23 protein-coding genes and 1 pseudogene are annotated in these 18922 nt (G+C 65.5%); 8 read left to right on the forward strand and 16 right to left on the reverse strand.

Features of this window, described 5'->3' with window-relative positions:
- The 7 genes from NS1_RS19655 to NS1_RS19695 all read right to left on the reverse strand — a co-directional run bounded on the left by NS1_RS19655 (position 1) and on the right by NS1_RS19695 (position 6064).
- Positions 1-924 carry a complex I subunit 1 family protein gene (locus NS1_RS19655; RefSeq protein WP_062986708.1) on the reverse strand — a complete coding sequence of 308 codons (924 nt, stop codon included), beginning with the start codon at positions 922-924 and terminating at the stop codon, positions 1-3.
- Positions 917-2248 carry a hypothetical protein gene (locus NS1_RS40135; protein ID WP_063816200.1) on the reverse strand — a complete coding sequence of 444 codons (1332 nt, stop codon included), beginning with the start codon at positions 2246-2248 and terminating at the stop codon, positions 917-919. The genes NS1_RS19655 and NS1_RS40135 overlap by 8 nt, the downstream gene beginning before the upstream one ends.
- Positions 2239-2580: an NADH-quinone oxidoreductase subunit A gene (locus NS1_RS19675; protein WP_084503843.1), complete on the reverse strand. Its 342-nt coding sequence runs from the start codon at positions 2578-2580 to the stop codon at positions 2239-2241. Before NS1_RS19675 ends, NS1_RS40135 begins: the two co-directional genes overlap by 10 nt.
- A gap of 74 nt (positions 2581-2654) precedes the next feature.
- Positions 2655-3131, reverse strand: coding sequence for a hypothetical protein (locus NS1_RS19680; RefSeq protein ID WP_255284606.1), 477 nt, complete (start codon positions 3129-3131; stop codon positions 2655-2657).
- 158 nt (positions 3132-3289) lie between these two features.
- Positions 3290-3664 (reverse strand): BlaI/MecI/CopY family transcriptional regulator, encoded by a 375-nt coding sequence (locus tag NS1_RS19685; RefSeq protein ID WP_062986716.1) that lies wholly within the window; start codon positions 3662-3664, stop codon positions 3290-3292.
- A gap of 75 nt (positions 3665-3739) precedes the next feature.
- Positions 3740-4471 (reverse strand): GNAT family N-acetyltransferase, encoded by a 732-nt coding sequence (locus NS1_RS19690; protein WP_255284607.1) that lies wholly within the window; start codon positions 4469-4471, stop codon positions 3740-3742.
- Positions 4472-4723: 252 nt separating this feature from the next.
- Positions 4724-6064: an NAD(P)/FAD-dependent oxidoreductase gene (locus tag NS1_RS19695; RefSeq protein WP_255284608.1), complete on the reverse strand. Its 1341-nt coding sequence runs from the start codon at positions 6062-6064 to the stop codon at positions 4724-4726.
- Between NS1_RS19695 and NS1_RS19700 the strand changes: the two genes are divergently transcribed.
- From NS1_RS19700 to NS1_RS19715, 4 genes are all read left to right on the forward strand, one after another.
- Complete coding sequence (locus tag NS1_RS19700) at positions 6039-6260, forward strand: heavy-metal-associated domain-containing protein (protein WP_062986718.1); 222 nt, start codon at positions 6039-6041, stop codon at positions 6258-6260. The two genes, NS1_RS19695 and NS1_RS19700, sit on opposite strands and share 26 nt — an antisense overlap.
- Positions 6261-6392: 132 nt before the next feature.
- Positions 6393-7763, forward strand: coding sequence for an MFS transporter (locus NS1_RS19705; RefSeq protein WP_062986720.1), 1371 nt, complete (start codon positions 6393-6395; stop codon positions 7761-7763).
- 21 nt (positions 7764-7784) lie between these two features.
- A complete protein-coding gene (locus NS1_RS19710) occupies positions 7785-8735 on the forward strand; it encodes a DUF8832 domain-containing protein (RefSeq protein WP_062986722.1) in 951 nt (316 codons plus the stop codon).
- 88 nt (positions 8736-8823) lie between these two features.
- Positions 8824-11076 carry a heavy metal translocating P-type ATPase gene (locus NS1_RS19715; RefSeq protein ID WP_062986724.1) on the forward strand — a complete coding sequence of 751 codons (2253 nt, stop codon included), beginning with the start codon at positions 8824-8826 and terminating at the stop codon, positions 11074-11076.
- A gap of 290 nt (positions 11077-11366) precedes the next feature.
- Here NS1_RS19715 and NS1_RS19720 read toward each other — a convergent pair whose 3' ends face one another.
- The gene (locus NS1_RS19720; RefSeq protein ID WP_084503844.1) at positions 11367-11987 is read right to left on the reverse strand and encodes a DUF305 domain-containing protein; all 621 of its coding nucleotides are present in this window, start codon (positions 11985-11987) and stop codon (positions 11367-11369) included.
- 121 nt (positions 11988-12108) lie between these two features.
- Positions 12109-12687 (reverse strand): TetR/AcrR family transcriptional regulator, encoded by a 579-nt coding sequence (locus NS1_RS19725; protein WP_062986726.1) that lies wholly within the window; start codon positions 12685-12687, stop codon positions 12109-12111.
- Positions 12688-12793: 106 nt separating this feature from the next.
- Here NS1_RS19725 and NS1_RS19730 point away from each other — a divergent pair, with 106 nt between their 5' ends.
- Both NS1_RS19730 and NS1_RS19735 read left to right on the forward strand, forming a co-directional pair.
- Positions 12794-12973 (forward strand): hypothetical protein, encoded by a 180-nt coding sequence (locus NS1_RS19730; protein ID WP_062986728.1) that lies wholly within the window; start codon positions 12794-12796, stop codon positions 12971-12973.
- A gap of 5 nt (positions 12974-12978) precedes the next feature.
- Complete coding sequence (locus tag NS1_RS19735) at positions 12979-13473, forward strand: hypothetical protein (RefSeq protein ID WP_062986730.1); 495 nt, start codon at positions 12979-12981, stop codon at positions 13471-13473.
- Positions 13474-13485: 12 nt separating this feature from the next.
- Here the strand turns inward: NS1_RS19735 and NS1_RS19740 are convergent, their stop codons facing one another.
- Together NS1_RS19740 and NS1_RS39155 are read right to left on the reverse strand one after the other, a co-directional pair.
- On the reverse strand, positions 13486-13845 hold the full coding sequence (locus NS1_RS19740; protein ID WP_062986732.1) for a helix-turn-helix domain-containing protein: 360 nt from the start codon (positions 13843-13845) through the stop codon (positions 13486-13488).
- A 45-nt stretch (positions 13846-13890) separates the two neighbouring features.
- Complete coding sequence (locus NS1_RS39155; protein WP_169812803.1) at positions 13891-14454, reverse strand: AraC family transcriptional regulator ligand-binding domain-containing protein; 564 nt, start codon at positions 14452-14454, stop codon at positions 13891-13893.
- A gap of 495 nt (positions 14455-14949) precedes the next feature.
- On the opposite strand from NS1_RS39155, the gene NS1_RS19755 reads away from it, so the two are divergent.
- The gene (locus NS1_RS19755; RefSeq protein WP_062986738.1) at positions 14950-15474 is read left to right on the forward strand and encodes a hypothetical protein; all 525 of its coding nucleotides are present in this window, start codon (positions 14950-14952) and stop codon (positions 15472-15474) included.
- Between the two features lie 617 nt (positions 15475-16091).
- On the opposite strand, the pseudogene NS1_RS42710 reads toward NS1_RS19755, so the two are convergent.
- The 5 genes and pseudogenes from NS1_RS42710 to NS1_RS19775 form a co-directional block, all read right to left on the reverse strand.
- Positions 16092-16399, reverse strand: a pseudogene (locus tag NS1_RS42710) (DUF8176 domain-containing protein).
- Positions 16400-16780: 381 nt separating this feature from the next.
- Positions 16781-16921 carry a hypothetical protein gene (locus tag NS1_RS19760; RefSeq protein WP_157125309.1) on the reverse strand — a complete coding sequence of 47 codons (141 nt, stop codon included), beginning with the start codon at positions 16919-16921 and terminating at the stop codon, positions 16781-16783.
- Between the two features lie 50 nt (positions 16922-16971).
- Positions 16972-17586: a 3'-5' exonuclease gene (locus tag NS1_RS40860; RefSeq protein WP_062986741.1), complete on the reverse strand. Its 615-nt coding sequence runs from the start codon at positions 17584-17586 to the stop codon at positions 16972-16974.
- A 53-nt stretch (positions 17587-17639) separates the two neighbouring features.
- Positions 17640-18089, reverse strand: coding sequence for a hypothetical protein (locus NS1_RS40865; RefSeq protein ID WP_062986743.1), 450 nt, complete (start codon positions 18087-18089; stop codon positions 17640-17642).
- A 41-nt stretch (positions 18090-18130) separates the two neighbouring features.
- Positions 18131-18340, reverse strand: a complete 210-nt coding sequence (locus tag NS1_RS19775) for a hypothetical protein (protein ID WP_062986745.1) — start codon at positions 18338-18340, stop codon at positions 18131-18133.
- A 110-nt stretch (positions 18341-18450) separates the two neighbouring features.
- Here NS1_RS19775 and NS1_RS19780 point away from each other — a divergent pair, with 110 nt between their 5' ends.
- The gene (locus NS1_RS19780; RefSeq protein WP_062986747.1) at positions 18451-18897 is read left to right on the forward strand and encodes an NUDIX hydrolase; all 447 of its coding nucleotides are present in this window, start codon (positions 18451-18453) and stop codon (positions 18895-18897) included.
- Positions 18898-18922: the final 25 nt, after the last annotated feature.

Consider the following 18922-nt stretch of genomic DNA (forward strand, 5'->3'; position numbering starts at 1 on the left):
TCAGCGAATCATCACGATCGACACCACCAACGCCTGCAACAGAATCAGCGGAAGCAAGACGATCCAGGCGACCTCCATGTAGCGCGACATCCTGATCGTCGGCCAGCGGCGCCCGAGCCAGATCAGCGCGGCCAGCACAAGCAGTGTCTTCACCAGTGACCACAGCCAGCCCGGCAACCACGGACCTGCGCCACCGCCCAGAAACAACGGCACCGCCATGGCCGCGGCCGCTACGAACAGCACCCGGCGACCCACGGTCAGCACCAGGCGGTCGACCCCCGATACCTCGGCGAACACGCCACCAGCGATATCCGAACCCACCGGAGCGTCGAAGGGCGCGGTGAAGGACATGGCGGGTACCGAGAGCAGATAGATCAGAAAAGCCACCGGCATGATGACGACGAACCACCGGTCCTGCTGTGCGGCAACGATGTCGGAGATGTCGAGCGACTCGGCGGCCACCGCGGCGCAGATCAACGCGAACATATGCGGCAACTCATAGGCAAGGCCCTGCGCGACGAAGCGATACCCACCCACGAGAGAGAAGGCCGAGTTTGCGCCCCAGCCGGCCAACCACACCGCTGCCCAGGAGAGGATCTCGACCGCATTGAACCACGCGAGCGACACGCTACCGCCCAGCACCACGCGATGACCGACCGGCACGAGCGCCGCGGTGAGCACACCGGCGGTCAGCAGTACCAATCCTGCACAACGCCACAGCAATACATCAGCACCGACGATCCGGCGGCGCTGCTGGGTGAGTAGAAGTGCGACAGACCGCGCCGGTGCGAACGCGGCAACCGGTGCGGAAGTTCCGGCGACTCGCGCGTTGAGTATCCCCTGGCAGACCTCGACGGCGAAAGCGAACGCCACCACGGCTACCGGCAATAACGCAGCTTGCCACCAGGGAGCGGAGTCAACCATGCGTCGCCTCCGAAACTGCCGCGGTCAGCATTTCGATGTCGGGGTCGAGACTGGCCACGATCAAGCGGGCCTCCGCTAGTTCCGTTCCGGACAGCAGTGTCGGCAACGTGTTGACGATCCACTGGCATCGAGCGATCTGGGCATCGACGAATCCGTCCGGCTCTGTGGCCTTTTCCTCGTGTCGGTGCGCCGAGTCCGTCTCGGTTATCCAGCGCAGCAGCCGGTCACGCACGTCGCCTACCACCTCCGGCGGCACGCCTGGTCCTGCAGCGATTCTTCCGACATCACGCAACGACCACCTCAGCGCCCGCGAGCCCGCGACCCGACGTGCCCAACGGCGCAGCCGCACCTCGCCGCCCCCGGACACGTCACCGACCAGCAATTCGTCCCGCAATCGGCGCGCAGTCGTCGCCGCATCCGACCATCCCGCCACCGTCAGCAGCGTCGAGGCCGAGTCCAGTGCGCGTGCCGTTCGCCATCGTCGTCGTTCGTCTGCGTCGACCGACCCTGCGCGCAGCCACGGCTGCAACCAGAAGGGCAGGGTGCCGGATGGTGCCCTGAGAACTGACACTGTTGCGTCGCAGACGATATCGCCCTGCCATCGTGTGACAACGGTCAGACCTGCGGGCCACCAGGCAAGCACCGGTCCCAGCGCAACCGTCAGCACATCGAGCTTCAGACCGTCCCGATCATCCGCCCGATCAGCCATCGCCAGCCCACCCGGCATCATCATGCCCATATCGTGGTCGTGCCCACCGTGCGCCGCACCGCCCGCGGCGTGCCCCATGTGCTCGTGTTCCGCAGCGTGCTCCCCGTGCTCGTGTTCAGCGGCGTGCTCCACGTGCTCATGTTCCGCAGCGTGCCCCATGTGCGCATGCCCTGCGGCGTGCTGCATTTGCTCATGCACCTCAGCATGCTCGTGCACTCGCGCCTGCTCAGCGTCGTGACCACTTGCCCTGTTGTGCTGGTGGTGCGGACCGTCCACGGATTCGGGGTCCGACGGTGGTGAGACAGCAGCGCCTCCAGCACGCAGACGAACGATCGCAGCGCCGATTTCTGTTGCGGCAGAATCGGGTTCGGTGATCCGCACGCGATGTTGGGGCAGTGACATGCTGTCGAAGATCCGCGTGACATGGGAGTCGAATTCCTCGTCGGCCGGCCCCGCGACGAGCAGCAGGTCGGCCGCAGCTGGACTGCTCACCTGGCGCAAACCGTGTTCGCGGATCTCGCGTTCAATCGCCAGGCGTACGGAGGTACCACCAGGGGCGGTCACCACGAACGGCGCAACGGCAGCTCGGGCACGCAACCAGGAGTTCAGACCCATCGCAGCGCTCCCTCCCGCCAGGCATAGACGACCGCGATCATCAGCACGGCCAGGAATCCGAACATCTCGGCGACCGCCATGGCCCCGAGATCAGCGACTACGACCGACCACGGATACATGAACGCCATTTCCATGTCGAAAGCCAGGAAGATCATCGTGATCGTGTACCAGCGCACGTGATAGCGCGACACAGCGTGCTCGGCGGCCTTCGCGCCCGACAGAAAAGGCGCGACATCTGTCGCGATCGGTGCCGATTGCCCCGCGCGGCCCGCCGCGTACAACAACGCCGTCGAAGCCCCCACCACCGCAAGGACTATGAGCAGATTGAGCATCGCCGGTCACCTCCTGCTTCCCCCGCGAGTGACAGTACTATTTCGGTACGTAATTCGCGGGACTGACACGGGGATTACCGACGCACAGGATCTGCTTCGCCAGCGTCCATGACCACCGGCGCGGGTGCCGTGCACGCTCGCTCGCCCATCAGCCTTCGACGCAGCGCCCATACCAAGAGCGACAGCGACGCCACTGCGATAACCGGCTGCAGAGGCGCCCAGATGCTGAGCGCGCCACTGACTCCCAGCATTGCCACGATCAGCTTGTTACACACCGGGCAACCGACGGCGAATGCCGATGCGAGCGTGGCGAACAGCCCCGCCGAACGCGTGGTCGACGGCATCTTACTTCGTACGTAGGTCGCTGCGACGAGACCACTGAGTACCGCGGTGAGCAGCCAGATCGGGTAGTTCCACCACAGCACCGGAGTCATGCGCGTGTAGAACGGCGTCTGTATCACCCCGGTGGGAATGCCCACCACCGCAGCGACCACCGTTGCCACGGCCAGCGCCACCAACCACCGTTGAACCGGCCACTGCGAGATCGTCACAACTGCGCCTCTTCCACCGCTCGGCAAACTACTAAGTCAAATAGTAGATCACGGATACTCTCGCGGCCACGCGGTTGCCGATTTCGCATCGTAGTCGTGGAACGTGCGGTCGAATTACCATCTCCGGCTTGGACCACGGCAACTCAGGATCGTGCGGTTCAGTCCTTTTTCCGCCGAGAAGTCAATCCCCGCAGCACAGTTCGTAGTGCGTTCGATTCATCTTCGGTGATCTGATCGATGAAGTGAGCCAGCACCAGATCGGAACGGCCACCGTCGCCGAGTGCGTCGCGCATCAGCTTCGCGCTGTACTGCTCCCGCGTCATGGTGGCCCAGTAGGTGTATGCCTTGCCGAGACGTTCCCGCTCGAGCCAACCTTTGCGGTGCAGGTTGTCCATGGTCGTCATGACGGTCGTGTACGCGATGTCCCGGTCACGCAGCAAGTCGTCGTAGACCTGCCGGACGGTGATGGTGTCGTCGGCCGACCAGACGCGATCCATCACAACCGCTTCCAGCTCTCCGAAGCGATGACCCATCGTCGTTCTCCCGTTCTCCGCTCGACCGTGCCGCGGCGGCGTCCGGCGTGCCAACACATACTATATCTCTACGTATTAGAAGACGTCATCCGGACCGCTCGGTCGCACATTCGGCGTCTCACCACCTCCACCTAGTTCAGCAGACGACTGTCGCGTCCAAGCCTGCGCGGAAACCGCCCAGAGATCGTGGTCGCGGCGTCTGCCACCGACGCTGAGGTAGCTGATCATCGTTCCCTCGCGCACCAAACCGATCCGGCGGGCCAATCGAGCCGAACGGGCATTGTCCACATCGATCGGCGCCGTGACCCGCGCGAGACCCAGTTGGTCGAAGCCGTAGCCGATGAGCAGACGAGCTGCAGCGCCCGCGATGCCGCGTCCGGTCAGTCGTGAATCGACCCAGATACTGAGCTCGCCGCGCTCGTCGTGTATCCACAGGTCACACTGCCCGGCGAATTGGCCATCGACCTCGATCACGGTGCGCACGATTCGGCCGGCCTTCGCCTCCGACCTCGACCACAGCCACTCGTGAATCCATATCCGCTCACGGTGGCGCGCCTCCCAGCCACGCTTGTCCGTCACCCAGAACGGCTCGATCGCGAGGCGGTCGGCGATTCGAATCTCGCGCCAGGTAGAAGCGTCGGACAGTCGCTGAGGGCGCAGGGTGACCGGTTCTCCACAGGATGCCCGACCGGCGAGGGTGACACGCGGCGTGGTCCGTAGCGAGGTGATCATCGGCCGCAGAACACGCGATGCGTAATAGCGCATCACCGGCACCACCATCGCGGTCGGCGGAATACGCCTCGACACGACACGCTGAGGAGGGCAGGTCGCGCCCGCGCTCGTTCGAGCGGACACCCCCTCGGGTGTCAGAGATGCGGGCCGCCGAATCACACGAACCTTCCGTTCATATCTACTAAGTAGATTAGTATTTAGCCGGTTCCTCGCAGCTTTGTCAACGCATCTGAGATGGGGCGACGATTTGAGGCGTCACCCCATCCACAGGGAGGCAGATCGCGGTACCGCGCCGGTTCGGCTACGGCCCTCGACGCATTCGGTCCGTCAAGCCGCGACCTCGTCACTCGAGGTGCGCGCAGCAATGGCGCGCTTCAGTCGGATGAGATCCTTCGGCGCGTTCACCGCTACCGCGCCGACAAGGATGCCGCGCGAGAAGAACGCAACCAAAAGGCGGTCCTCGGCCGACTCGTCGAGAAGAACACGCTCCTCGTCTGCGAGTGCAGGCATGCCCGCGACCTGAATGCGGGCACCGTGAACATGCGTCGCGAAAGACGGTACTGCCGCGTATGTTTCGGCTTCGGCGGGCCCGGCGAGGAGGTTGCGAGCGGCCAGAGCTCCCTGTTCATTGGCGTTGGCCCAGTGTTCGACGCGGACGAGCTCGCCGCCGTAGAGCGGGTGCGACCAGCGGGCGACATCGCCGGCAGCGACGATCGACGATTCCCCTTCGGCGAACAGCGAACTGGTGCAGACGACGCCGTTGTCGAGCTTCAGCCCACTCTCGCGCATCCAGTCGGTATTCGGTTCGACTCCCGTGCCCGCGACGACGACGTCAGTGGGAATTCGACGGCCGTCACTCAATAGCACTGCGCTCGCGCGGCTTTCACCGTCGAAGCCGACGGCTCGAACCCCGGACACGAGATCGACGCCGTGGCGCTCGTGGTGTCGGGCGAGCCATTGCGCGCCGCGCGACCCCAATGTCGCGGTCATGGGGTGAGATCCGGCGTCGACCAGAGTGACCGAGATTCCCTGGCGTCGCGCCGTGGAGGCCACCTCGCTGCCGATGAAGCCGCCGCCGATCACCGTGACGTGACCGGGTGCGGCCGCCAGCTCGGTCCGCAAGGCGAGAGCATCGTCGACAGTTCGAAGGCTGTGCACGCCGGCGGGCTGGGCATCGAAGCGGCGCGGGCTTGCGCCGGTCGCCACGATCAGTCCATCGAAGGCGATTTCCGAGCCGTCATCGAGTACGACCAGGCGTTCGTCGGTGCGCAGCGCAGTGGCTCGCCGGTTGCGCAGCCAATCGTCGTCGAGCTGTTCCGCGCCGGGCAGGGTGATGTCGTCGTCGCCGTCCAGGACGCTTTTCGACAGGGGCGGCCGGTTATAGGGTGCGTGGTCTTCCGCGCCGATCAAGGTGATGTCACCGGCGAAATCCGCAGCGCGTAGCGCCTGCACTGCGCGCAGTCCCGCCAGCGAAGCTCCGACAACGACGATCCGATTCAACTTTGTCATGCCGTCACCATACATACCCCTTGGGGGTACTGGTAGTAACTCATACGCATACCCCCTAGGGGTAGACAACGAGATCCGTCTGTCGTATCGTCTGTTCTCGGAACGCCCCTGAAGCACAAGGAGACAACCGGTCATGAGCACCAACAACAGCACCAGCACCTACGTCGTTTCGGGCATGTCCTGTGGCAGCTGCGTCGGTAAGGTCAAGAACGAGATCGGCAAGCTCGACGGCATCAACGGTGTCGACATCGAACTCGCCACCGGCCGGATGACCGTCATCGGCGCAGGCGCGATCGACGACGCGCTGATCCAGGACACCGTCGAGACCCTCGGCTACGAACTCGTCCAGAACTGACACCCCCGCCACCGTGTCATCGACTCCGACTCGATGACACGGTGGCCATCCTCGGGGAAGTCAGCGCGTCTGGACGGGTAGCTCCGCTCAGCAGGTGCCACGCACCGCCACAGAAGTAGAAGGACAACCCCGATGATCACTTCACTGTTCGCCAACCGCGACTACATGCGGTTGTTCACCGCACAGATGACCGCCCTGTTCGGTACCGGCCTGACCACGGTCGCTCTCGGACTGCTCGCCTACGAACTCGCCGGCGCCGATGCCGGAGCCGTGCTCGGCACCGCATTGACCATCAAGATGGCCGTCTACGTCACCGTTGCCCCGATCGTGGCCGCCTACGCCGACCGATTCCCCCGCCGACTGTTCCTGGTCTCGCTCAACATGATTCGCGGCGGCGTCGTACTGGCGCTGCCCTTCATCGACCAGATCTGGCAGATCTACGTACTGATCGCGGTCCTGCAGACCGCCTCGGCCGCGTTCACTCCCACGTATCAGGCGGTGATCCCCGATATTCTGCCCGACGAACGTGACTACACCCGCGCCCTTTCGGCCGCCCAACTCGCAGCGACTATGGAAACGCTGCTGAGCCCCATGCTGGCCGCGGCCGCGCTGACCCTGATCAGCTTCCACTGGCTGTTCGTCGGCACCGCGATCGGTTTCGTGGTCTCCGCCGCCCTGGTGATCTCGACTCGAATCCCCAACGCGGGCGCTACCACCCAGGGCAGCTTCCGCGAACGAATCGCGGTCGGCATGCGGATCTTCGCCGCCACCCCCAGGCTACGCGGGCTGCTGGGTCTCAACCTGGCCGTCGCCGCAGCAGGTTCGGTGATCATGGTCAACACCGTCAACTACGTCCGGGACACCCTCGGCGGAACCCAGACCGGCGTGGCGATACTGTTGGCCGCCAACGGTTTCGGAACGATGGTCATCGCTTTGTCGCTGCCGCGGGTTCTGGATCGAATCGGGGCTCGCCCGGTGATGCTGTCCGGCGCCGCGACGCTGATCTTCGGACTCAGCTCGGCCATCGCGCTGTCGACCGCCACCGGCGGCCAGTGGCGCTGGGGTGCCGCGATCGCGGTATGGGCCGTGATCGGCGCGGGCACCGCCGCGGTACTCACCCCGACCGGGCAGATCCTGCGCCGCTCGTCGCAGCCCGCCGACCGTGCGGCACTGTTCGCCGCACAGTTCTCGCTGTCGCACCTGGCTTGGCTGCTCACCTACCCGATCGCCGGATGGCTCACCAGCGCAGCAGGTTTCACCACCACCTGGGTGGTGCTGGTGGTGCTCGCCGCCGGCGGAACCACCGTCGCGCTGCGGGCCTGGCCGCGTCATGACCCCGAGCAGATCACCCACCTACACCAGGTCGGCACCATCGACCCCGCCCGTCTCGTCGATGCGATCCGCGTCGGCGACGGCCTTTACCAGCACACCCACCCCTACGTCATCGACGCAGAGCACCGGCAGTGGCCGCGTGACACGCGTCAGCTCGCCCTCGTCGGCTAGACAGAAAGTACGGAGCTCTCGATGAACGCCACCACCAAGTTCGCCGGATTCGCCCTCGGCCTCGCCGCAGTCTTCGGGATTGCCGTCGCCGCCGGCGCGACGATCGGCCCCGACCCTGATGCGAGTGAACCCGCCGGACACGGCGGACACGCCGCACCCAGTGACAGTGCACCTTCCGCCGATCTACCCGGCGGTCTGCTGGTCACCGACCAGGGCTACACCCTCGCCCTGGACAAGCCGAACACCACGACCGCAGCACAGACGACGGTCTCCTTCCGCATCCTCGACGCCACCGGAGCACCCGTCACCAAGTACCAAACCAGCCACGACAAAGACCTGCACCTGATCGTGGTGCGGCGCGATATGGCGGGTTTCCAGCACGTGCATCCGGTGCTCGATCCGGCCGGGACTTGGTCGGTGCCGTTGAATCTGAGCCGGGCCGGTGACTACAGGGTCTTCGCCGACTTCACCCCGGCAGGCGGGTCGAATCTGACCCTCGGTACCGACCTGCGCGTCGCCGGGAACTACGACGTCCAGGCGCTGCCCACCCCCGCCACGACAGCGCAGGTCGGCGAGTACACGGTCGCGTTGAACGGCACGGTTACCCCGGGCACCGCGTCGAAGGTGACACTGGCGGTCAGCCGCAACGGTGTACCGGTCACCGACCTGCAGCCCTACCTCGGCGCCTACGGTCACCTGGTCGCCCTGCGTGCCGCCGACCTCGCCTACCTGCACGTTCACCCAGAAGGGACACCCGGCGACGGCACCACCCCCGCCGGTCCCGGCATCGACTTCGTGGTGAACGCACCGAGTACCGGCGACTACCGGCTGTTCCTGGACTTCCAGCACCAGGGCGTGGTGCGCACCGCCGAATTCACCCTGAGTGTGGCGACCGCAAACCAGGCTGCGGCCGTACCGGCGGCGCCGACCCCAGCGCCCGCCAACCACGGAACACCCGGCCACGGACACTGAACTTCGCTGGACAACAGGAACATTCGATGACAAGCCAGCTAATGATCCCCAACTCTTCATCACTGTCAACACAAGAACGGAGCACCCCATGACCGCCGTGACACACCCACCGGGCACCGGCCAGGTAGAACTGGTGATCGGTGGCATGACCTGCGCTTCCTGCGCGAACCGGATCGAGAAGAAGCTCAACAAGCTCGACGGCGTCACCGCCACCGTCAACTACGCCACCGAGAAGGCACGCGTCGACTTCACCGGTGACGTCTCCCCCGAGGAACTGATCTCCACCGTCGAGCAAGCCGGTTACACCGCGGCACTCCCCGCCCCGAAGAAGACCGAGACCGACGAAACACCGGTCGTCGAAGACCCGACAGCCTCCCTTCGTACCCGGCTGATCGTGTCAGCACTACTCACCGTCCCGGTGATCGCCATGGCGATGATCCCCGCACTGCAGTTCACCAACTGGCAATGGCTCTCGCTCACGCTGGCCGCACCGGTCGTGATCTGGGGCGCGCTGCCCTTCCACAAGGCAGCGTGGACCAACCTGAAGCACGGCACCGCCACCATGGACACCCTGGTGTCGATGGGCACCCTCGCCGCGTTCGGCTGGTCGCTGTACGCCCTGTTCTGGGGCACCGCGGGCACGCCGGGAATGAAACACCCGTTCGAGCTCACCATCGCGCGGATGGACGGCACCGGCAGCATCTACCTCGAAGCCGCCGCCGGCGTGACCACGTTCATCCTGGCCGGACGGTACTTCGAAGCACGGTCCAAGCGACGGGCGGGGGCAGCGTTGAAGGCGTTGCTCGAGATGGGCGCCAAGGACGTCGCCGTGCTGCGCGACGGTGCCGAGACGCGAATTCCGGTGGAGCAGCTGGTCGTCGGTGACGAGTTCATCGTGCGACCGGGCGAGAAGATCGCCACCGACGGCGTGATCACCGAGGGCACCTCAGCGGTCGACGCGTCCATGCTCACCGGTGAATCCGTGCCGGTCGAGGTCGGTGTCGACGACGCCGTCACCGGCGCCACCGTGAACGTCGGTGGACGACTCGTGGTGCGCGCCACCAGGATCGGCGCCGACACCCAGCTCGCCCAGATGGCACAGCTGGTCGAGGACGCGCAGACCGGCAAGGCGCAGGCGCAGCGGCTGGCCGACCGGATCTCCGGCATCTTCGTCCCGATCGTCATTGCCCTCGCCGTCGCCACCCTCGGATTCTGGCTCGGCACAGGCGGTTCCATCGCCGCAGCCTTCACCGCGGGCGTGGCGGTACTGATCATCGCCTGCCCGTGCGCCCTCGGCCTGGCCACCCCGACCGCGCTGATGGTCGGCACCGGACGCGGCGCGCAGCTCGGCATCCTGATCAAGGGACCCGAGGTGCTCGAATCGACCCGCAAGGTCGACACCATCGTGCTGGACAAGACCGGCACCGTCACCACCGGCAAGATGACGCTGCTCGACGTGATCCCCGCCGACGGTGAACTGGGTAACAAGGTGCTGGAACTCGCTGGTGCGCTGGAGGATTCGTCGGAGCACCCGATCGCACAGGCCATCGCCAAGGGCGCACGCGACGAATTCGGCACACTGGCGCCGGTCGAGGGCTTCGCCAACGTCGAGGGCCTCGGGGTGCAGGGCGTGGTGGACGGGCACGCGGTGGTCGTCGGCCGGGCGCGCCTGCTGGCCGACTGGTCGCAGCCGCTCGACGAGAAGCTGGAAACCGTACTGGCGGAAGCGGAGTCGGCGGGCAAGACCGCGGTCGCGATCGGCTGGGACGGTAAGGCGCGCGGCGTGCTGGTTGTCGCCGACGCGGTGAAGCCGACCTCGGCCCAAGCCATCGCCCAGTTCCGCGAGCTCGGGCTGACGCCGATCCTGCTCACCGGTGACAATGCCCGCGCGGCCCGCGCCATCGGCGACGAGGTCGGCATCGCCGAGGTCATCGCCGAGGTGTTGCCGCAGGACAAGGTCGACACCGTCAAGCGGTTGCAGGCCGAGGGCAAGGTCGTCGCCATGGTCGGTGACGGCGTCAACGACGCGGCCGCCCTGGCCCAGGCCGATCTCGGCCTGTCGATGGGCACCGGCACCGACGTCGCCATCGAGGCAAGCGACCTCACGCTGGTCCGCGGCGACCTCCGCGCCGCCGCCGACGCGATCCGCCTGTCGCGCCGCACCCTGGCCACGATCAAGGGCAACCTGTTCTGGGCCTTCGCCTACAACGTGGCCGCCATCCCGCTGGCCATGGCGGGCCTGCTCAACCCGATGCTGGCCGGCGCCGCGATGGCGTTCAGCTCGGTCTTCGTGGTGAGCAACAGCCTGCGCCTGCGCCGGTTCAAGTCGACCGCGCAGTAACCCGCGAACCGAAAAGGGACGGGTCGGCAGAATGTCTGCCGACCCGTCCCCCTTCTTGGAAAGCCGATCACAAGCATGTCCTCAACGGCCACAGTCCTGCGAATAGTCCGCCATCCCGCTGCCCGAACCATTGCACGCTGCGCCGCCGCATGCGTAGCCGAAGCCATCCGAAACGCCCTCACACACCAACCACTCAACAGCGACCGACAGCCAAATCACGGTCGCTCATAACCAACGCAATCCTCGGCAGCCCGCAACCTACCGACGAAGTTCCCTGCCCCAGCCCAGCATCACCGCTGCCCGAGCATCGCCGTCATCTGGTCGATTTCACGCTGCTGGGTGGACACGATGGTTTCAGCCATTTGTTTGGCTTGGGGATTGGCACCCGAGGCGATTTCGGTCTGCGCCATCTGCACCGCGCCGTTGTGGTGGTCGATCATCATTTCCAACCACATCCGGTCGAACTCCGGTCCGGACATGCCTTCCAGCGACGACATCTGCTCCGGCGACATCATTCCCGGCATGTCGTGTCCCATCGCGTCGGCGCCCGACGGCACCGACTTTCCGAACTCCGTGAGCATCGACTGCATCTGCGCCATCTCAGGCGCCTGAGCGGCCTTGATATCGGCCGCAAGATCGATCACCTGCTGATCTTGGGACCGAGACGGCACCAGGTCCGCCATCTGGACAGCCTGTTGATGATGTTGGTACATCATCTGCGTGAACGTGACGTCGGCGTCGTTGAAGGTGCCGACCGGGGCTGCAGTGGCACTGACCGAACTCGGCGACAATCCAGGCGCCGAAGTCGCGGCCGCATCACCCGAATCGTCATCGCCGCAGCCGGTAGCGACCAGCGCGACCAGTGCAACACCTGGAATGAGCCGTCGAAGCATGATGGAACGTCGAGACATGATGAACCGCCTCCTCGCTTACGCCCCCCTACAGGTCCGGCCTACCCCGGATTGCTGAGGATATGCTCGATATGCGTGCTCGGCGGCCGGCGAGCACGGCGCGTCGCGGGATGACTGCAGCTCAGACCGGATCCAATCCGGCTCTGACGAACCCGAGCAGTCGTTGCACCGCTTCCTCCGATGACAGCGAGACAGCAGCGTCCAATGCGTGCAGGCAGTAGCTCGCGAGTTCAGCGGCAGGTACATCCGCCCGGACCGCGCCGATAGCAGCAGCTGCGCCAATCGAATCGGTCATCAGCTGACGCAGCTTCTGTTCGGCGTGAACAACATGTGATCCGCCGTGGTGAACAAGCGCGCCGAGATCGGTGTCATGGTGCCGGCGCGATTCGCGCAGGACCCTCGCATACGTACTCAGCAAGATATTCAGACGCTGCGAAGCGTCGCCCTCCGCCGCGCCTGCCTCCATCAATTGCCCCAGGTGGTTACCGACCTGCTGCTCGTGCCAGGCGCCGAGGATCGTACCCACGTCGGAGAAGTACTTGTACAGGGTCGCCCGCCCGATGCCCGCGTGCTCGGCGACCTGAGACATCGTCACCGATGACACCCCGTGCTCGATCGCCAACCGCGCAGTGGTGTCGAGGATCGAGTCGCGCACCGCGCGACGGTGCTCATCGATCGTCTCACTCCACAACTTCGGCACCCTCGCAGTATACGTTCTGACATCGTCCTAGACATTTCGTCGCTGATGAATACATACTGTATCGAAAAGCAGTCACCCTCGTCGGTCCACCGGAAGGACAGTCCTGATGACCGAACCAACTTCTCGCCCACGCCCCGCTTCACCCACACCCCGCTGGGTGAAAGTGACCGGCGTCGTCATCGCGATCCTCGTCGCGTTACTCGTGATCGGCCTGCTCGTCGGCGGCGGCGAGCACGGTCCAGGACGGCACGTCAGCTCGGCAGAAGTCGCCGAGTACGTACGGTGAGCCCGATGCGTCCGCCGGTTCGCAAGCTGGCCTTGACCGTTCACGTCAGCGCATCGGTCGGCTGGCTCGGCGCGGTCGTCGCGTTCTTGATCGTGGCGATCGTCGGAGTCACCAGCTCCGACGTCGGCATGGTGCGCGCGGTAGACCTTGTCGCCGGGCCGATGGCCTGGTGGGTCCTGCTGCCGCTCTCGGTGGCATCGCTGGTGACGGGAATTGTTCAATCCCTCGGCACGCCATGGGGATTGGTCCGGCACTACTGGGTGCTCTTCAAACTCCTGCTCAACGTCATCGCTACCGTGATCCTGCTGCTCTACACACGCACCGTCGACCATTACACCGGCATCGCCGCACGCCCCGAATCCGCCATCGACCAGTTGCGCGCACCGACCTTCGTCATCCACGCGGCCGCCGCCACGCTGATCCTCCTGTGCGCGATGGTCCTGGCGATCTACAAGCCACGCGGCCTCACACCATTCGGGATTCGGGCGCGGAGATCATGAGCGCGACTCCGGTCACGAGGTCGACCAACGTTGCTGAGCCCTGCGCAAGCTCCGCTCATCGCGGTAGCCCAGCCGAGTTGCCACCATCCGTTGCGACAAGCCGAGGTCGAGCAACCGCGCCTGCTCGGCACGCACCGAGTCGACCTCGGCGCGCCAGCTGGTGCCAGCGTCGTCCAATCGTCGCTGCAGAGTCCGGGGACTGATTCCGAGCCGGGCAGACACCCCCGCGAGCGTCGGCGAGCGCTCGGCGATGGTCGCGACGAGCACGGCGCGCAGCATCGTGCGCCAATCGCCGATGACCCGCGCACCGCCCAGGAGCAGGTCGGCGTGGTCGCGCAGGATCTGCGGAAGCCCGGACCTCGGATGCGGCACCGGCGCCAGTGCATCGGCCGCAAGAATGACGATTCTGTCGTCCGGTTATTCGTAATCGATGCGCGAAGTGCCGAGTCGCTCGACGAGTAGGCGGTGCGCAGAGCCCCGGGGAGCTCGATGGGCCAGGCTGACTCGCACCGGCACGATCGGCCGCCGGGCAGCCTCTGCCATGCGCGCAACGGCCATGACAACAACAAATTCACCCACTGCAGCAGCAACTTCGGGATCGAGATCCAGCGACCGGTGGCGTAGGACGATCAGATCCCCATCCGTGCGCACATCGAGTTGTTCACGATCGATATCGGCGACCGAGCCGAGATATGTGGTGGCATCACGCAGTCCATCGAGCACTGTCGCGCCCGCAGTGAAGAACTGGTCCCACACGCCGAGTTCGCCAGGAGTGGCACGCCTAGCAAGCTCCACCCCTACCCGACCGGGGCTATTGCCTTGAACAAGGCAGCCCCACAACGCGTTCGAAAATTCCGTGTTGACACGGTTCCGGTCGTCCCGCAGCGCCTCGCCGGTCAGTCCGGGGAGTCCGGCATGACCGCTGCTCAGTCCGGCATCTTGAGCGGCGGTCAACAGCAACCGAATGATGGCTGTGGACACGGAGTTCCGTGGCGGACGCGGCGGATGCCCTGTCGTGATCTGTCCTGTTTCTGACACCTTTGCGCCCTCCGACGCGGACAGCGCGTCTCTACGGTGAGTACCTGTGCCCCGCAGGGGTGAAGCTCTACTCACGGAGGACTCGCTGAAATGGAGATCTGCTGTTCGACGGCAATCGACGACTACGCGGTCGACCTGGCTGTTGAACCGGAGCGGACGGGCTCGGTCCTCGAATTCACGGTGAGCCGAGCAGGGCAACCCGTGGCGGCTCTCGACGGTCCGGTCCAGTTGTTCGTCCGCCATGGCGAGACGCCCATAGACACCGAGCCGGCGACGGTCGCATGGTCGAGTCGCGGTTCACCTCAGACGGGGAACGTCTCGCCTCGGCTGTCGCGACAGCCCGTCGCCAACGCATGGAATCGCTGTTCGAACGCATACCCGAAGCGCAACGAGGCGCTGCACTGCAAGCACTTTCGATATTGACAGCGGCAGCAACCTATGACCGCTGACAATTTATCTCGCCGCATCGGCGCCCTCATCCTGACCGTCCTGGCGCTCGTCCTCACCATCGCGAGCCTTTGGTGGGCATCCGCCCGTGACACACCGCCGAAGCTGCCAGACCTGCACGCCAAGGTCGCCGAACGCGGTGCGGCCGTCATGCCTTTCGATCTCGACAAGTCCACCCACTCGTTCCAGCCCGTCGCCGACGGCGGCCGACAAACAGTGACCGCACACGACCCGAGCGACATCGAACAGATCCGGCTCATCCGCGAACATTTGACGTCTGAGGCCGTCAAGTTCGCCACAGGCTATTTCAGCGATCCCGCAGCGATTCTCGGTGACCGCATGCCAGGTCTGGCCGACCTCCGCGCCGGTTCCGCCCGAATCACACTCCGATACGAGGAACTCCCAGACGGGGCCCGCCTCTATTACACGACCAACGAGCCGCAACTCGTCACTGCGCTACACCTGTGGTTCAAAGCCCAATCCAGCGACCATGGCACCTATGGCCACGGCAACTGAGCCGCTCCCATCCCTGCAATCGGCCACAGCGATGGCGACGATCCGAGCGGGATTGTGCGGAAATGCCGCACAAATGAAGTCACGCTGCCAGGCAGTGCCGGTGATCTGGGCACAGCGCCGTGGCGGGGTCCACGTGCGCAGTCCCGCGGCAACGCGTCGCATCAGCTCGACCGGCGCCGCCTCGGGCAGGCGCTGGATCGGCGGCTCGCTCGGGATGCGTTTGGCAGCATGGTTTTCTCCTGATCTTGGTCTTGCAATCGCCGTGTCAGAGGATGGATGGCGGCGCGGGGGTGCGGCGGCCATGTGCGTCGAGCACAGCCAGGGCCGCCGTCTTTCGCGGACACAGCCATGGAGGACATTCCGCGTGCAACCGGCTTTCCCGTTGTGCCGCTGCGATCGTCATCGACTCGGTGGGAAGGGAGTGGTCGAGCATGGTCGGCAGCTCGACGAGATAAAGCGGCTGTGGCGGCCTACGGGTACGCCGTTTGGGCTCGAGGTCTCCGAATGATCTCGGAGTGAGGCATCGGACCAACGCCGCAATTCCGATAGCCAAACCGCCGGCGAAAACGATGCCCCAAAACACGTCAGCCTCCCTCGCTCGAATTTGCTGGATCGGCCTAAGAAGGTCGGGCCTGCACGATCTCGCTGATCAAGGTCACGCCGTCGACGGTGCGCGTGGTCACCGTCTGAAATGCGATCCAGGTGTCGGGGTCGGCGCCGGGCTGGTGCTCGGTCACGGCCACCGACCACCACTGCGAATCCCCGGTGTCGGGCAGCGGCGAGATGCGCACGCAGTAGCGGGTGCCGGGGCGACAGCGTCGATCCCGGCCTGCAACCGGTGACCGATGACCGATTCGGGCGTGAGGAACTGTCGTGCCTGATCGGCAGAACGATCCGTGTAGTACGCGCTCTGGAAGCCCAGGATCGCGTTCGGCCCGCTGGTGGTGTCACCGGCGCCGGCCCGGTGACCAGGTCAGGGCTGCTAGCTTCCTCGCACCTGAACGCGGTCGGCTGCGCGGTCCCGTCCGGGGCCATCGCCACCGCGAATGCTGCCAGCGCAGCAAGATCCGCCAGCGCAGCAGCCGCGATCCTTCGGTGGCGGTGCGAGCGTCTGTTTGTGGGAGTGGTTGTGGTGTCGAACTTCGCATTCATGGCGATAATTCCTTCGGTGTGAATCTCGCAGGTTCGGGGTGGCCCCGGTAGCCGCCGAGAAACGGCTGACCGGGGCCGCCTTGACTCGCAGGGCGTGACCGCGGTGAGGTGTCCGGGGTCTCACGGGTCGTCGGGTCAAGGCCATTCAGTTGGTTCAACCTCCGTCGCTCGAATCTGCTGCGTCGGTGACGAGTCCCCAGTCGACGAGATCCTGGATGTAGCTCTGCACCTCGTGGATTCGCTCGAGCAGGCGGCGGTCGATGTCGGCTTCGGCGCGGTCGGTCGCTCTGGGCACTTCCGTCGCGGGTAGTGCGCCGGGCGGATCTGTCGGAGTTGCGGAAGTGATCACCACAGACCCGCCGGTTCCGGGGCCGCGATGCCCCAGTTGAGCGCTGAGGCCCGTACGAGCTGGTCCCATCCGTAGCCGCTGTCTTCAACCAACCTGGCCAACAGCTGCCAGGTCGCCCAGGTGTCCCAGGCTGCGCGGTGCTGCCTTTGGCCGGGGATAGCGTGCCGGTCGAGCTGTGCGTGGCGAACGAGATCTTCCAGCGAGTATCCGCCGTACAAGTCCGGCCAGACAGCCTTGGCGAGCCGGACAGTGTCGATGACCATCTCCGGCCGCCACTCGGGTAGGTGCGCCGAGATCACACGTCGATCACCATCTGCGTTGTGCGCCAAGAGAATCCGGTCGCCGAGCGCGACTTCGATCTCATCGGCGACCTCGGACCACGGCGGTGCGGTGAGCACGTCGGCGTTGGAGATGCCGTGGACGCGCTTGGTCACTATGGGCGTGATCGGAAGGGCGGGGCGGATGAGCCACGACCTGATTCCTTCGACTTCGGCCGCATCGCCGGCCAGAGGCAGCAGCGCGAGTTCGATGATCTCGGGCGGGGATTGGCCGTTGCCTTCGAGAACGCCGATGATGATGCCTCTACCGCGCAGAATGCTCGGGATGCGCACCGTCCGTCTCCTATATCCGGGTTGTGGCGAGTGCTGGTCGGCGTCGATGTCGGCTATGGCGGTGGCCAGCGGTCCGTTGGTTGCCAGAGTCGCAGGGCCACCGCGCGCTCCTCCCCGTCTGGATGTTCGTCTGATCGAGCAATGTCGGGACGGTGATGTCGGGGAGGAATGCTGGTGGTCGCCCCGTCGAATGAATGGACACGGCCGGAGGTCTCGTCGCACACGCGAGCGTGCCTGAGTAGTTCGCCGGGAACCTCGCCATGAAGATGGAAGAGGCCGGGAACGATCACGACATGGGCGCGCGCGGCACGAATTGCCGCGATCAGATCGCCGATCGGGTCGGCGTCTTTCGGCGCCGATGAGGCGGTGCCGACATACTCCCAGCCGGCCCGCTCCGCGGCCCAGGCGAGAACTCCCGTATCCCAGGCGACGCCTGCGCCTTCGGCAGGGTCGATGACGTAGCCCAGTGCTCGCGTCGGTGCCGACCCGTCAGAGTCGATCATTGGCCGCTCGCTGTCTCGATCATGAGTCGGTGGCACGCGAATCACTCCTCCTGCATCCGGTGGCGGGCGGTGGCGGTGACGAAGTCCTGGCGGCGGTATCCGGTCCGCTGGCTGGCGGGCAGGCGCGCGTCGCGGCGGCCGAGTTCGGCCGCGTCACCGAAGGTGATGACCGCCAAGACACTCTCCGGGGTGCGGCGGGGCATGATCCGCAGTGGATCTCCGAGGTGGTAGAGCGAGGGTTCGGTCGTCATGAGAACTCCGGGCGGGCTCGGATATGCGTTGTGTGCATAGTCAATTGGCGGTGATTGGCTTACGGTCGGGCTCGCGCTCAGTTCGAGTGCGTGTGAGAGAGGAGTTGGTTATGGCTGTGGCCAGCATGGTGAGGCACAAACTGATTGGCGATGTGCACTTGCTGCTCACCGACGACGAGGGACGAATTCTGTTCGGCCGGCGCGCGGGCACGGGATTTGCCGATGGCGCCTACCACCCGCCGAGCGGCCATCTCGAAGCTGACGAATCCATCGTCGACGCGCTGGTTCGTGAAGCGATCGAGGAGGTCGGCGTCGAGATCGCCGCCGACGATGTCGAGTTCGTGCACGTCATGCACAACTCGTCCTCGGGCGGACGGGTAGCGTTCTTCTTCCGGGTCGCGCGGTGGCAAGGTGCGCCGGTGAACCTCGAGCCGGACAAGTGCGATGCGCTCGAGTGGTTCTCAGTCGATGCGCTGCCTGCCGAGATGATCCCGTACTGCCGAGAAGCGTTGGATCGCATCGCTTCCGGGGAGGTCATTTCGCTGTACGGCTGGTAGTAGGTGACGGTGGGGGCGCCGCCTC

The organism is Nocardia salmonicida NBRC 13393 (assembly GCF_001613085.1).
Lineage (GTDB): Bacteria > Actinomycetota > Actinomycetes > Mycobacteriales > Mycobacteriaceae > Nocardia > Nocardia salmonicida.

Coding starts and splice junctions, on each gene's coding strand:
- NS1_RS19755 (WP_062986738.1), top strand. CDS start 14,950: ATGACCGCTGACAATTTATCTCGCCGCATCGGCGCCCTCATCCTGACC.
- NS1_RS19730 (WP_062986728.1), top strand. CDS start 12,794: ATGACCGAACCAACTTCTCGCCCACGCCCCGCTTCACCCACACCCCGC.
- NS1_RS19715 (WP_062986724.1), top strand. CDS start 8,824: ATGACCGCCGTGACACACCCACCGGGCACCGGCCAGGTAGAACTGGTG.
- NS1_RS19780 (WP_062986747.1), top strand. CDS start 18,451: ATGGCTGTGGCCAGCATGGTGAGGCACAAACTGATTGGCGATGTGCAC.
- NS1_RS19735 (WP_062986730.1), top strand. CDS start 12,979: ATGCGTCCGCCGGTTCGCAAGCTGGCCTTGACCGTTCACGTCAGCGCA.
- NS1_RS40865 (WP_062986743.1), bottom strand. CDS start 18,089: ATGATCGACTCTGACGGGTCGGCACCGACGCGAGCACTGGGCTACGTC.
- NS1_RS19685 (WP_062986716.1), bottom strand. CDS start 3,664: ATGGGTCATCGCTTCGGAGAGCTGGAAGCGGTTGTGATGGATCGCGTC.
- NS1_RS19675 (WP_084503843.1), bottom strand. CDS start 2,580: ATGCTCAATCTGCTCATAGTCCTTGCGGTGGTGGGGGCTTCGACGGCG.
- NS1_RS19705 (WP_062986720.1), top strand. CDS start 6,393: ATGATCACTTCACTGTTCGCCAACCGCGACTACATGCGGTTGTTCACC.
- NS1_RS19710 (WP_062986722.1), top strand. CDS start 7,785: ATGAACGCCACCACCAAGTTCGCCGGATTCGCCCTCGGCCTCGCCGCA.
- NS1_RS19700 (WP_062986718.1), top strand. CDS start 6,039: ATGAGCACCAACAACAGCACCAGCACCTACGTCGTTTCGGGCATGTCC.
- NS1_RS19655 (WP_062986708.1), bottom strand. CDS start 924: ATGGTTGACTCCGCTCCCTGGTGGCAAGCTGCGTTATTGCCGGTAGCC.
- NS1_RS40135 (WP_063816200.1), bottom strand. CDS start 2,248: ATGGGTCTGAACTCCTGGTTGCGTGCCCGAGCTGCCGTTGCGCCGTTC.
- NS1_RS19720 (WP_084503844.1), bottom strand. CDS start 11,987: ATGTCTCGACGTTCCATCATGCTTCGACGGCTCATTCCAGGTGTTGCA.
- NS1_RS19775 (WP_062986745.1), bottom strand. CDS start 18,340: ATGACGACCGAACCCTCGCTCTACCACCTCGGAGATCCACTGCGGATC.